The organism is Myxococcus xanthus, from assembly GCF_013116825.1.
In the GTDB taxonomy this organism is placed as follows: Bacteria; Myxococcota; Myxococcia; order Myxococcales; family Myxococcaceae; genus Myxococcus; species Myxococcus xanthus_B.
In genome coordinates this window covers 37106-50491 of sequence record NZ_JABFNS010000059.1, presented here as the reverse complement: position 1 = coordinate 50491, position 13386 = coordinate 37106, and the positions used below count along the sequence as shown (strand labels likewise).

Genomic DNA, 13386 nt, shown 5'->3' with positions numbered 1-13386 from the left:
ACAGACCCGCGTCCCCAGCCCCCGCCGCTGGAGCTGGAGCCCGAGCTGCTGCTGGAGCTCCGGTTGCTGTTGCCGGAGCTGCCGCCACCGCGTCCCCAACCGCTGCCGCTGGAGCTGGAGTTGCTGGAGCCCGAGCTGCTGGAGCCGCTGCTGCTGCCTCCCCGCGTGTTCCAGCCGCTGCCGCTGTTGGAGTTGCCGCCGCTGTTGGAGTTGCCGCTGCTGTTGGAGTTGCCGCCGCTGTTGGAGTTGCCGCTGCCCCAGCGGTTGCCGCTGTTGTTGTCACGCGAGTCATCGTCCTTCGACGCGGCGTTGTTCGAGGAGCGTCCCGCGGGAGGGCTGTTCCAGCCGCTGCCGGAGTTGTTGCTGGGCGCGACGTTGTTCGAGGAGCGTCCCGCGGGAGGGCTGCCCCAGCCGTTGCCGGAGTTGTTGCCCTGGCCACGCGACGGCCGGTGGTAGTCGCCCGAGCTGGAACCGCGCGGCGTGCTCCAGCGCGTACCTCCCGGGGGCGGCCGGGTGCCGCTGTACGTGTTGCCGGGCACCACGGGGCGGTTGGAGGGGCGCGTCGTCGGGCGGACGTAGCCGTAGCCCGCGGAAGCGCTGTGCGTGCGGCTCCACACGTAGCCGCGGTTGCGCTCGTAGCGGTAGATGCTGCCCGTGCTCGGGTAGTAGTCGTGGGAGTGGCGCCCGTGCATGTTGCAGAGGCCGCCGTGCGCGTGCGGGTGGTCGTTCCAGTACCAGACCACCGACGGGCCACTGTAGTAGTACGCGTTGTCCGAGTAGACGTAGTACGTCGTGGCCGGCTCGTAGTCGTGGACATGCACGTGCGAGTACGGGCACCAGCCGCCGCCGAAGTCATCGGGGATGGGGTGGTCGCTCGAATAGCTGTACTCGATGACCTGAACCGGGGCGTGGTGCCGCGCCGGCCCGTGCACGTGGGCGACACAGCCAGTGCCCATCATCAGGGCAAGCGGAACGGCGAGGGCGAGCAGGCGGCGCATGTGGTGACTCTCCTGGGCGGAGTGGACGGCCGGGCCGTCCACCTTGCGGCCACGCGAGGAAGACGGCCGGGCGTGGAGAAAATTCACGCCCGGGTACAGTCCCGCTTTCGTCCACCCGGCCAGCCCCAGGATAACGCCCTTCGTCCTCTGGTGGACACCGCCTGGGTGGTGTAGGGGGAAATGTGCGTGCCGCCTGTCCCGGAAAGGTGAGCAGCGGCGCGAGGGGAGACGCACCATGGCGGAGACTGAGTTCACTTCGGGCGCGAGCTGTCCGCTCCACCCGGGATTCGATGCGGTGGGCACCTGCTCCCGCTGCGGCAACTTCATGTGCCGCACCTGCGGCGAGGGGGGCTCGCAAGTCTGGTGCCCGGCCTGCCGTCAGCGCGAGGGCGTGGGGCAGGCCTTTCCGCTGACGCGCGAGAACTGGAGCGTCTCCGGGCTGATGGACCTGTCCTGGGGGGCGTTCAAGCGCGAGTGGGTGATGCTCTGTGTCGGCGTGCTCATCTTCCTGGCGGGCTCCTTCGCCGGGCAGGTCATCTCGCAAGTCTCCTCGATGGTCGGTGGCGCGACGGGGAACACCGTCATCACCGTCCTGGGCTTCTTCATCGGGATCATGGGTTCCTACGCCATCCAGGGCGGGATAACGCTGGGCTTCCTCCGGATGAGCATGGACGTGCTCAGCGGCCGGCGCGCGGACCTGGGGCGGATGTTCAGCCAGTTCGGCAAGATTCCCACGTACCTGGGGACGCTGTTCCTGTCCTTCCTGTTGATGCTCCCGCTCCTGTTGCTCATCGCGGTGGGCGCGGTGGGCGCGGGGCTGGCGACTGGCACCGTGTCCTGGTCGGAGCTGGTGGCGCTGAAGGACCTGCCTTCCTCGGAGCTGGACGCGGCCGTGACGCCCATGTTGCCGGGCTTCGCGGTGATGGGGCTCGTGGCCTTCGCGCTCTACGTCTTCCCGGGCGGCTGGCTCCTCGCGCCGCTCCTCCTGATGCAGCCGGAGCTGGCCCGGACGGAATCGCCCGGCGCCGTGGAGACGCTGCGCCGCTGCTTCGCCTACTCGCGCGGTCAGCGCCTGCCCATGATTGGAACGGTGCTGCTGGGGGGCTTGATCGCCACGGTGAGCGTGTTCCTCTGCTGCGTGCCCGTGATTCCCGCCCTGGGTTTCTTGCAGGTGCTGATGGCCGGGCTCGTCATGGCGCTCAGCAGCGGCGCCGAAGAGGCCTGAGCTTCCCGTCCACACGGGGCCTTGCGCGCCCGTCGCGCGCAGGGCCTCCGGAAGGGTGGGGCGCCTCAGTGCACCACGCGCTCGGGTGAACCCGAGCGGGGCACGGACACCTTGCCCAGGCACGCGAGGATGTGCTCGCGGTACTCGGCCAGCTCACGCAGGCCGCACAGCATCCACCGGCCGCCGATGACGAGCGTGGGCACGCCCCGCACGCCACGGTGGGTGGCATCCCGGTGCTCGTCGAGGATGAGGCGGCGCGTCTCCTCCGAGCGGAAGGCCGCGGAGAATTCGTTCATCGCCAGGCCCACGCGCGAGGCCAGCTCGAACACCACGTCCGGGCGGGACACGTTGACGCCCTGCTCCAGCGCCGCGCGCTGCATGGCGCGGGCGAGGAACGCGCGCGCCTGCGGGCCCTGCAGCCGCGCCGCTTCCAGCGCCGCCAACGCCGGCACGCTGGTGCGCGGTGGATCTCCCCCGAGCCACAGGTCCGTGGACAACATGCGCGCGGCGGCATCCGGTTCGCGCTGTGCGCGCTCGACCTCTTCCACCAACGCGCGTTGTTCGCGCGCCGTGGGCAGCACGTCATGGACGCGCAGCGGATACGGCCTGACGCTCCAGCGAACGGCTTCGCCCAGCTCCTGGCGCAAGACATCGAGGCGCAGGTCGGCGAGGTAGCACCAGGAACACAGCACGTCCTGGTAGAGGGTGATCTGCAGCGGCTTGTGCAGCGTTTTCATTTGAGGGCCGCCAGATTAGAGGGCCACCCGCGTCGCTGCCAACTCCTCAGGACACGCGGGCCACGGAGGCATTCCTGAGTTCCTGAGGAGCATGCAAGGTGCCTTGCCCCGGCTGTGTGTCTGCTCGAAAGCAGGCGAGCAACCTCATGTGGCCCGGGTTCGCGCTCACCCGGCGCTCTTCGCCTCGGCGTACTTCAGCGCGTGGTCGATGATGGCCCCCGCGATGTCCATGCCCGTGGCGCGCTCCAGGCCCTCGAAGCCCGGGCTGGAGTTGATTTCCATCAACCGGGGACCGGCGTGGCCCTCCAGCATGTCCACGCCCGCGACCTCCAGTCCGACGACGCGCGCGGCCCGCACGGCTGCTTCCGTGTAGGGCGCGGTCAGCTCGATTGCCTGCCCTTCGCCGCCGCGGTGGATGTTGGAGCGGAACTCGCCGGACTTGGCCTTGCGCCGCATGGCGCCCACCACGCGGTCACCCACGACGAGGGCCCGCACGTCCCGTCCCTCGCTCTCCGCGACGAACTCCTGGAGCACGATTTCCTGTCCCAGGTCCCAGAAGGTGTCGAGGATGGTCTGCACCTCCGGCAGCGTGTGGGCAATCATCACGCCCACGCCCTGGGTGCCCTTGATGAGCTTGATGATGACGGGCAGCCCGTTGACCTCCTCCACCAGCCGGCGCACGTTGCTGCGGTCGTGCGCCATGACGGTGCGGGGGATGTCGAGCCCGGAGCGCGACAGGTACTGCAGCGCGCGCAGCTTGTCGCGGCTGCGCGCGATGGACGTGGGCGGGTTGAGGACAGGCACGCCCATCATCTCGAAGTGGTTCACCACCGCCAGGCCATAGGCGGTGATGGACGCGCCGATGCGCGGCACCACCACGTCCACGCCGCGCACCTCCACGCCGCGGTACGTCATGCGCGGCGCGTCTTGCGCGAGCAGCAGGCAGCAGCGCAGCGTGTCCAGCACCAACGGGCGGTGGCCCCGCGCGCGGATGGCGGCCACCAGCCGCCGCGTGGAGTACAGCGCGCGCTTGCGGGACAGGATGACGACCGTCTTCTTCGCGTGCCCTCGCCGTGGGGCCCGTTCGGGACGGTCGGGTGCCTGGGTCCCGGGCAGGACCGGGACCTTCTTCGGCTTCACTTTGCGCGGAGGCATGGGCGGGGCGTGAGAGCCTAGCACGGACGCCCGCGAGGGGCGGGCCTCGTGGGGGGCCTTTGCTATCCTCGTGCGCAGATGAGTGCTCCCCCTCTGCACCCTGACGACATCCACACCAGTCCCGGCGACGTCGGACAAGACCTGAACCACTCTCCGTTGTTGGGCGAAACGCTCGTGGTGGACCCGCGCACCACGGTGAAGCTCCACAAGTGCCGCCTGGCCGTCACCTCCGGGCCGGACACCGGCCGCTCGGTGGTGAGCGACAAGGAGCGGCTGCGCTGCGGCGCGCATCCAGGCAATGACCTGGTGCTGGTGGAGGACCGCACCGCCAGCCGTCACCACTTCGAAATCCAGTTCACCGAGCGCGGCTATCTGCTGGTGGACCTGGGCTCCACCAACGGCACCTTCCTGGATGGCCGGCGCATCGAGCGGGCCTACCTGTCACCGGGCTCGCAGATTCGCGCGGGCTCGTCGGTGCTGACCTTCGCGCCACTGGATGAGGAAGTCACCATCGAGCCCGACCGCGAGGGCGAGCTGTGCGGCATGGTGGGGCAGAGCATGAAGATGCGGCAGATATTCGGCCTCATCAAGAAGATCGCCCCCATGGGGGTGTCCGTCATCATCCAAGGTGAGACGGGCACCGGGAAGGAGCTGGTGGCACGCGCCATCCATGAGCTGTCCGGCCGCACGAAGGGGCCCATGGAGGTGCTGGACTGCGGCGCCATTCCCCCCAACCTCATCGAAAGCGAGTTGTTCGGCCATGAGAAGGGCGCCTTCACCGGCGCGGTGAGCAGCCGGCCTGGCGCCTTCGAGCGCGCGCACGGGGGCACCATCTTCCTGGATGAGCTGGGCGAGCTGCGGCTGGACCTTCAGCCCAAGCTGCTGCGCGTGCTGGAGAACCATGAAGTGCGGCGCGTGGGCGGCAACGACGTCATCGAGGTGGACTGCCGCGTCATCGCCGCCACCAACCGCGACCTGATGAAGGAGATTCAGGGCGGCGGCTTCCGCGAGGACCTCTACTTCCGCTTGTCCGTCATCACCATCCAACTGCCGCCGCTGCGACAGCGCCGCGACGACATCCCCCTCATCCTCAAGCGCGCGCTCGCGGACCCGGAAGTGGTGGGCAAGCACGGCAAGAAGCGCTTCTCCGCGGAGTCCCTGGGCCTGCTGATGTCGTATTCATGGCCCGGCAACGTGCGTGAGTTGATGAACGTGTTGTCTCACGTCCTGACTTTCAGTGAGGGCGAGGAGATTCAGCCCGCGCACCTGCCGCCCCGCGTGCGGGGACAGGTCCGCGAAGGGCCGCTGCCCTTCAACGAGCACCTCTCCTTCAAGAACGCCAAGGAGCAGCTGCTGGAGAACTTCGAGCGCGAATACATCACCAGCGTTTTGACGCGCTGCGAAGGAAACCTGTCTCGCGCCGCGCGTGAGAGTGGGCTCCACCGGAAATCGATTGAGCGGCTGGTGAAAAAGTACCAGTTGGACACCAAGGGGATGAAGTCACGTTAGCCCCATGAGTCATTGGTGGATGCTGTCACTCGGTTGTTTCACGCCAGAAAAGCGCGTTTGTCGCAGAGCCGTGTTCTCCTGTTCTCGATGCAAGGAACGTCCCGTCAAGTTGACGTATGTCCGATCTGGACTGAATTCCCGGAACATACGCCCGCCATGAATTCAATGCGCCCGAGCGGAAGACGCGAATCCGGACAGGCGATGGTGGAGTCCGCCCTGACGCTCCCCTTGATGGTGTTCCTCATCTTGGGGACGCTGCAGCTCTTCCTGATGTTGCAGGGACGGCTGTTGGCGGAGTACGCCGCCTTTCGCGCGACGCGGGTGGGCAGCGTCAACCACGGCGACTGTCAGGCCATGACTCATGCGGCCATCCTCGCGCTGATGCCCAGCTACTATTCGTTCCTGGGCGGCGCGGGGGGCTCACCGGGGCAGAAGCTGGCCAACGCCTTCGCGGCCCGCCGCGACAACCAGTACAACGGGGCGACAGGGCGGGCCAACCGGGTGTCGATGCCCGACGGGAATCATACTGGGGCCATCGTGTGGATCATCCGCGACAGCCCGCTGGCCACGGCGGTGCCGAACGAGGACGCGCTCTTCGACCAGTTCGACAATCCGGCGGGCATCGTGCGGCTCGAAACGCGGCTGGTTTATTGGTTTCCGCTCAAGATTCCCTTCGCCAACTGGGTCATCGCCCGGTTGACGATGGCGCGCTGGGGCTGGCGGGATTACACGAACCAGAACCCGTTGATGCAGACCCAACGCGCCCGGTGGACCCAGGGCCCTCCGTCCATGGGGCTGGAAGGGTTGATTCGTGAAGAGGCGCTGCGGCGGATGAACTCCGAGCAGTACGTCATCCCCATCCACGCCTCCGCTTCCCTTCGGATGTTGACGCCGGTGCAACGGCGCTTCTTCCAGACGCAGAACTGCGCTCCTGCCCCCGAGGCACTATGACGCACAAGCTACTGAGCCGCGGACAGACGCTGGTGCTGTTCGCCTTGACGCTGTTGCTCCTCACCCTGCTGGTGACCTTGACGTTGTCGTTTGGCTCCAAGGTGAAGGAGAAGATGGAGGTCCAGGCCGCGGCGGATGCCGCTGCCTACAGCCAGGCGGCGACGACGGCGCGCGCCTTCAACGAGATGGCCTTGATGAGCCGGGCGCAGATTGGCCACCTGGTCTCCAAGGCCGCGGTGAACAGCCTCATCGACTGGAGCAGCTACTACCGCGCGCAGATTGGCGCCACGCGGAATGCCTACACCATCGCGATGCTTCCCTACATCGCGTTGTTGCCGTGCTGCATTCCCTATTCGGGGTGCAGCAGCTTCTGCAGGTGCGCCATCCAGGGCGTCCGGGACATCACCCGCAGCCAGAGCGCGCTCTCTCGCTACGACCGGACGGAGATTGCTCCTCAGTGGGATCAGCTCGAGCGGCCCGCCGCGCAGCGAGCGTTGCGGCTCAGCCAGGCCGCGCAGCAGATGTTCGTCGTGGGGCAGGTCGTCCAGTACGGGCGCATGATGCTCGAATTGAACAACCAGTCCGCCGCGAACGACATCATCGACAGCGCCAGCGCGGGCAGCCGCTGGGCGGGTGAGCTCCGAGTGGACGGTGTCTCGACGACGCGCCGCGAGGTGGCGCCCTACCTGGGGGCCGTGGCGTGGCCCAACCTCATCAATGGGCATCACGTCTACGCGGCCATGGGCAGCCGGGGGCACAGCTTCGTCGCCAACCGTGGCATCTTCCCCACCGATGACATGCTCGTCACGGCGGGTATCCAGCGGCGGTTGACTGCCCCGGACACGGTGATGATTCAGGGGGATGGCAGCACCTACTGGGCCCGCACGCCGCTTCATGGCACGTATCTGGGCACGACGGACACGTACTCCATCGCGGATGACCATGGCATGGCCTTCGTCACCTTCGCCCGTGGCCGGTCCCCGTGCCCCACGCAGACCTTTGGAGTCGGTGTCGCGGCGTCGCTGCTCATCGCCTCGGATTCGAGCGATTCCAGGGACCGGCACCGCTGGTCTCCGAGCCTGGGACCGGGTGACCAGGAGCCGGCGCAGACGCGTCACAACATGGGGACCTGTTATGGCCGCAACCGGATGGGGTGCCCGTCCGTCTGGCCCATGTTCGTCGACTACAACGGCGTCAAGGTCATGGACAAGGATGACAACTGGGGCCAGCCGAAGAACTTCGCGGTCATCCAGCGGGACTATGCCGTGCGTGGCACCCAGGCGGACCCCTGGAACCTGCTGTTCCGCTTCCGGTTCGGAGGAACGGACAGCGGGTTCGACAACAGCGGGCTCGTCCTGGGGCCGGCGGGCGGCGGGTTGAACATCAGCCGCCAGACGGCGGTGTCCACCGGGTTGGCCTACTACCATCGGCGCGAGCACTGGCGCGAGCCTCCCAATCTGCTCAATCCGTACTGGCGCGCGACGCTGGTCCCCGCCACCGTGGACTCCAGCGGCGCGGAGGATTTCGTGGACGAGCTGAACGGCGCCGGCGTGGGCTGGGCGGCGGAGGCATATGAGGCCCTGCGTGCACAGGGCTACAGGGGAGGGCCGTGACATGAAGAGGCCTTCTTCGCGTCGCACCCAGCGAGGCCAGGCGATGGTGGAGATGGCCATCGGCTCGCTCGTCTTCATCACCATCCTCCTCTTCGTCATCCACTTCGCCGAGGTGTCCTTCCTTTCGGTGAAGGTGACCGAAGCGGCGCACTCCGCCATGTTGGAGGCGCCGGGACACAAGCTGCATGAGTGGCCCAATGACTCATCGCCGTCTTCCGCGGCGGCGGAGCGCGCGGGGCAGGACGCCGCCATGCGCTACCGGGACTTCGACAGCCGCACGTCCACCAACAGCGCGGGCGTCATCACGCTCGCGTTGACCCGGACGGAGGGGATGCAGGTGTCGTGTACCCAGGGCGGTCCGACCTTCGACCCGCATCCCGTCTTCACGTCGGTTGCCTACCGCGATGGCGGCGGCATCTCCTGTACCGCGCAGGCGGACCTCACGGCCTTCCGGATTCCTCAGCGGGTCGCCCAGCGGGACTCGGGGGGCTTCTTCCAGGCGGAGCACTACGAGATGCTCCCCATTCGCGTGTGTGCCATGGGGCGCGCCCAGGGCGGCAACTGCACAGGCCGTCTGACCAGCATGCTGGATGACTGGGGACTGACGGGCTCGGGTGAGTCCGGCTCGTGCCCCATCATTCCCGATATTCCCGCCCCCTGCCCCTTGAACCTGCCGTACTGGGGCATGGCTTCCAGCGTCTATGGCGTCAGCCTGATGGTGAATGCCTTTGGACCGGACTTCTCGGCGAGCCGTCTGGCGCAGACGGTTGTCGGTGGGCTGCCGCTGCCCTTCTTCTTTGGCGCGGAGAACATGTTCTGGATGAGCGCCGTGGGAGAGGAGGCCTTCTTCGGTCAGCCGCTGCCCGCTGACTCCATGGGCGGCCTGGCGACCATGGGGTTCAAGGGTTGGCCCACGTCCCCGGGCTTGTTGCCTCCGGGGCTCAACTGGCAGGCCATTCCGTACCCCGTCTCCTATGGTCGCCGGGACTCGTGCTTCCTGGGGAATGAGTGTCCCTGATGCGCGTGTGGCTGATGTGTGTGGCGCTCGCGACGGCGCCCTCCGTGGGGCTGGCTGAAACGTCGAAGCCCGCTGACCCGAAGGTGCGTCCCTCGGCGGAAGCGAAGGCGGGAAAGGCTCCTCCCAAGAAGGCTCCGGCCGCTGGCGCCAAGCCCGCGCCGGCGCCCGAGCAGGACGCAGGCACGCCACCGGCTCGCCCGTCCTTCCGCTGGGACATCCCCGCCGTGACCGCCTGGGTGGAGTCTCCCGGGCTCCAGGTGACGGATGGTGTGCCCATGCACCTTCAGCTCGCGCGCTCGTCCTGGCAGATGGACCCGCTCATCCAGCACATGGTGGACCGCTTCCGGGCCGCGGGGCTCTTCATCTCCTCTTCGCCGGAGGCGCTCAACTCACCGATTGCCGAGCCCATGCTCACGGCGCTGGATACCGAGACGCTCACGGCCTACACGGTCATCTTCCAGAAGAACCAGGACAACACCGTCACGTTGATTCTGGGGACCTCCGATGTGTCCAAGTACACCCCGGGAGGCAGCATTCAGCTGGACTGGGCACCGATGATGGCTGGCGCCGAGCAGGTGACGCGGTCCAATCTGGAAGGCTCGCAGATGGCCATGTACGCCGTGAAGGCCACGTCCGCGGAGGTCCGGGAGTTCTATCAGGTCGAGTTGACCCGGGCGGGCTTTGTCGAGGACCCGGAGCAGCCCGGTGTGTTTCAGCGAGGCACGGAGCAACTGACCATCCGCACTCAGCCCGAAGGCGACATGCTGATGGTCGGGCTCTATCGCAAGCTGGGGGTGCAGCCGAAGTGAGGCCCCGGGGGCCCCGCCCCGTCAGAGCTGGACGCCGCACTTTCGGGCGCAGCGCTCCATGGTCTGCGCACAGCGCAGCTGGCATTTACGGTCTTCCCCTTCACACCCGCTGATGCACTTCGCGACAGGCTCCTGGCACTTCGCGATGCATTGGGTTTGCTTGGCATCGTGCTTGGGCAGCTCGATGTCATTGCCATCCTCGTCCTTGACGGACGAGGTGTCGCTGGCCTGGCCAATGCTGACCGGCGCCTCCGCTCCCGGGATGGGCGACGCGGCCTCGACGGAGCCTGTCAGGAGCAGGACCGTGAGTGGGAAGAGCATCAGTCCAAGGTTCTTCATCGTCAGTCCTCGCAGAGGTGTTGGGCGGAGGGGCTGACTGGTTCCTCCTTGCCTGGCTGTCCAGCATAGCGTGGGGATTGCGCGCATTGAAGCCCTGGGGGCCGCGTGTTACGGCCGCTGTTGACATGAGCGACACGCCCCCGAAGGAAAAGGACTTCAAGGACTCGGTCAACCTGCCGCGCACGGATTTCCCCATGAAGGGAAACCTGGCGCAGCTCGAGCCGCGCATGCTCGGCTGGTGGGCGGAGCGGGGGATTTGGGGGAAGATTCTGGAGCAGAACGCGGACGCGGAGCCCTTCGTCCTGCCTGATGGTCCGCCCTACGCCAACGGCCACCTGCACGCGGGCCACGCGCTCAACAAGGTCCTCAAGGACATCGTGGTGAAGTACCGGAACATGTCCGGCCGCCGGTGTGACTTCATCCCCGGCTGGGACACGCACGGGCTCCCGATTGAGCAGGCCGTCGAGAAGCGGCTGAAGGACAAGAAAGTCGACAAGCGCACGCTGTCTCGGGACGCATTCCTGGAGGCGTGCCGCGCCTATGCGCTGGAGTTCGTCGACATCCAGAAGGCGGAGTTCCAGCGCCTGGGTGTGTTCGGCTCGTGGGAGCAGCCGTACAAGACGCTCGACTTCACCTACGAGGCCCAGGAGATTCGCGAGCTGGCCGCGTTCGCCAGGCGCGGCATGCTCTACCGCCGCAAGAAGCCCGTGTACTGGTGCTTGTATGACCAGACGGCGCTGGCGGAGGCGGAGGTGGAGTATGAGAATCACACCTCGCCCTCCGTGTACGTGGCCTTCCAGGCCGGCGCGGAGCTGGCCGAGCGCGTGCCTTCGCTGAAGGGCAAGGACGTGGCCTTCGTCATCTGGACGACCACGCCGTGGACGCTGCCGTCCAACCTGGCCGTCGCCGTCAACCCGGAGTTCGAGTACGTCTTCTACCAGCTGGGCACGCGCGTCATCTGCGTCGCACGGGAGCTCTTGCCCAAGGTGCTGGCGGAGGTGAAGGCGGACGAGCTGGCGGTGAAGCGCGTGGAGCTGCCCGGCGGAGAGGTCTCCGCGGCGGCGTTGGTGGACCCGTCGCGCATCCTGGCGTACGCGCGCGGCGAGGAGCTGGAGCACCTGACGTACCAGCACCCGTTCTACGAGCGCCGGGGCCGCGTCCTCCTGGGCGAGCACGTGACGCTGGAGGCCGGTACGGGCCTGGTGCACACCGCGCCGGGGCACGGCCAGGAGGACTATGAGGTCGGCCTGAAGTACGGGTTGGACATCTACAACCCCGTGCGCCCGGACGGCCGCTACGACGACACGGTGGGGCCGGCGCTGGAAGGCCGGCGCGTGTTCGAGGCGAACCCCGTCGTCATCCAGTTGCTGGTGGAGAAGGGCGCGCTGCTCAACGGCGCCACGGACACGGTGGCGCACACGTATCCGCACTGCTGGCGCTGCCGCAATCCGGTCATCCTGAGCGCGACGTACCAGTGGTTCATCCCCATGGACGCGCCCTTCCATGGGACGCAGACGTTCCGCCAGGTGGTGCTGGAGCAGGTGGACAAGGTGCAGTGGGTGCCCTCGTGGGGGCACAGCCGCATCCGCGGCATGCTGGAGACGCGGCCGGACTGGACCATCAGCCGGCAGCGGACGTGGGGCGTGCCCATCTGCATCGCCTACTGCGAGGGCTGCGAGGAAGCCGTGGTGTCGCCGGAGTTGATGGAGCGGGTGGCGGCGGCGGTGGAGAAGGAGGGCGTGGGCGTGTGGTACCGCACGCCGGTGAAGGACTTCCTGGGCGCGGACTTCCAGTGCCCGCGCTGCGGCAAGGGAGAGTTCCGCCGCGAGACGGACATCCTCGACGTGTGGTTCGACTCGGCGTGCATGTTCTCCGCGGTGCTGGAGAAGCGGCAGCGGATTCCGGCGGACCTCTTCCTGGAGGGCAGCGACCAGCACCGCGGCTGGTTCCATTCGTCCATGCTGGTGGCGGTGGGCACGCGCGACATGTCGCCGTACAAGGCCTGCCTCACGCACGGCTTCGTGGTGGATGGCCAGGGCGAGAAGATGTCCAAGAGCCGCGGCAACGTGGTGGCGCCGGACAAGGTCATCCAGCAGTACGGCGCGGAGGTGCTGCGCCTGTGGGTGGCGGCCAGCGACTACCGCAATGACGTGCGGCTGTCGGACCAGATTCTGAAGGGCCTGTCGGAAGGCTACCGGAAGATTCGCAACACCGTCCGCTATGCGCTGAGCAACCTCTACGACTTCGACCCGGCGAAGCACGCGGTGCCGGAGGCGGAGTTGCTGCCGTTGGACCGCTGGGCGTTGGGGCGGCTGGCGGAGGTGGTGGTGCGGGTGCGCAAGGCGTACGAGGACTACGAGTTCCACCTCGTCTACGCGACGGTGGTGGACTTCGTCGCCGGTGACTTGTCGGCGGTGTACTTCGACATCCTCAAGGACCGGCTCTACACGTGGCGCGCGGACGGGCAGCCCCGGCGCGGCGCGCAGACGGTGCTGTACGAGGTGGCCTCGGTGCTGCTGCGCCTCCTGGCGCCGGTGATGAGCTTCACGGCGGAGGAGGCGTGGCAGACGCTGCCGGGCAAGCCGGTGGAGAGCGTCTTCCTGGGCGGCTTCCCGGTGGTGTCCGCGAAGTTGGACCCGGCGCTGGCCGAGCGCTACGCGAAGCTCTTCGCGGTGCGCGGAGCGGTACAGGGCGTGCTGGAGGCTGCGCGGCGGGACAAGCGCATTGGCTCATCGCTGGAGGCGCGGGTGGTGCTAACGGCGGAGGGCGCGGCGCGCGACTTCCTCCAGGCGAACCTGGCCGAGCTGCCGGGCCTCTTCATCACCAGCCAGGTGGAGCTGGCGGACGTGAAGGGGGCTGCGGCGCAGACGCTGGAAGTAGCGCAGGCCTTCGGCGAAGGCGTCCGCGTCACGGCCGAGGTGCTCCCGGCCCATGGCGAGAAGTGCCCGCGCTGCTGGACGTACTCGGAAGCGGTGGGGCAGGGCGGCGACGTCTGCCTCAAGTGCCGCGAGGCCCTGGCGGCGTAGCGGGCC

11 protein-coding genes are annotated in these 13386 nt (G+C 67.7%); 7 read left to right on the top strand and 4 right to left on the bottom strand.

Features of this window, described 5'->3' with window-relative positions:
• Positions 1–998 (bottom strand): hypothetical protein (locus HNV26_RS18815; protein ID WP_171452843.1); only part of this gene is annotated, 998 nt, incomplete at its 3' end.
• A gap of 235 nt (positions 999–1233) precedes the next feature.
• Here HNV26_RS18815 and HNV26_RS18810 point away from each other — a divergent pair.
• Entirely contained in the window at positions 1234–2223 is a 990-nt protein-coding gene (locus tag HNV26_RS18810) for a hypothetical protein (RefSeq protein ID WP_171442708.1), read from the top strand.
• Positions 2224–2288: 65 nt separating this feature from the next.
• Here the strand turns inward: HNV26_RS18810 and HNV26_RS18805 are convergent, their stop codons facing one another.
• On the bottom strand, positions 2289–2960 hold the full coding sequence (locus HNV26_RS18805; RefSeq protein WP_171442709.1) for a DsbA family oxidoreductase: 672 nt from the start codon (positions 2958–2960) through the stop codon (positions 2289–2291).
• A 165-nt stretch (positions 2961–3125) separates the two neighbouring features.
• Positions 3126–4115 (bottom strand): ATP-grasp domain-containing protein, encoded by a 990-nt coding sequence (locus HNV26_RS18800; protein WP_171442710.1) that lies wholly within the window; start codon positions 4113–4115, stop codon positions 3126–3128.
• Positions 4116–4193: 78 nt separating this feature from the next.
• On the opposite strand from HNV26_RS18800, the gene HNV26_RS18795 reads away from it, so the two are divergent.
• From HNV26_RS18795 to HNV26_RS18775, 5 genes are all read left to right on the top strand, one after another.
• The gene (locus HNV26_RS18795) at positions 4194–5624 is read left to right on the top strand and encodes a sigma 54-interacting transcriptional regulator (protein ID WP_171442711.1); all 1431 of its coding nucleotides are present in this window, start codon (positions 4194–4196) and stop codon (positions 5622–5624) included.
• A gap of 165 nt (positions 5625–5789) precedes the next feature.
• Positions 5790–6575 carry a TadE/TadG family type IV pilus assembly protein gene (locus HNV26_RS18790; RefSeq protein WP_020478445.1) on the top strand — a complete coding sequence of 262 codons (786 nt, stop codon included), beginning with the start codon at positions 5790–5792 and terminating at the stop codon, positions 6573–6575.
• Positions 6572–8188, top strand: coding sequence for a pilus assembly protein TadG-related protein (locus tag HNV26_RS18785; RefSeq protein ID WP_171442712.1), 1617 nt, complete (start codon positions 6572–6574; stop codon positions 8186–8188). The genes HNV26_RS18790 and HNV26_RS18785 overlap by 4 nt, the downstream gene beginning before the upstream one ends.
• 1 nt (position 8189) lies before the next feature.
• Positions 8190–9206, top strand: a complete 1017-nt coding sequence (locus HNV26_RS18780) for a TadE/TadG family type IV pilus assembly protein (RefSeq protein WP_171442713.1) — start codon at positions 8190–8192, stop codon at positions 9204–9206.
• Positions 9206–10015 (top strand): hypothetical protein, encoded by an 810-nt coding sequence (locus tag HNV26_RS18775; RefSeq protein ID WP_171442714.1) that lies wholly within the window; start codon positions 9206–9208, stop codon positions 10013–10015. The genes HNV26_RS18780 and HNV26_RS18775 overlap by 1 nt, the downstream gene beginning before the upstream one ends.
• A gap of 21 nt (positions 10016–10036) precedes the next feature.
• Here HNV26_RS18775 and HNV26_RS18770 read toward each other — a convergent pair whose 3' ends face one another.
• Positions 10037–10354, bottom strand: a complete 318-nt coding sequence (locus HNV26_RS18770) for a hypothetical protein (protein ID WP_171442715.1) — start codon at positions 10352–10354, stop codon at positions 10037–10039.
• A 125-nt stretch (positions 10355–10479) separates the two neighbouring features.
• Here HNV26_RS18770 and ileS point away from each other — a divergent pair, with 125 nt between their 5' ends.
• Positions 10480–13380, top strand: a complete 2901-nt coding sequence (gene ileS, locus HNV26_RS18765) for an isoleucine--tRNA ligase (protein ID WP_171442716.1) — start codon at positions 10480–10482, stop codon at positions 13378–13380.
• The last annotated feature ends 6 nt before the right edge of the window (positions 13381–13386 follow it).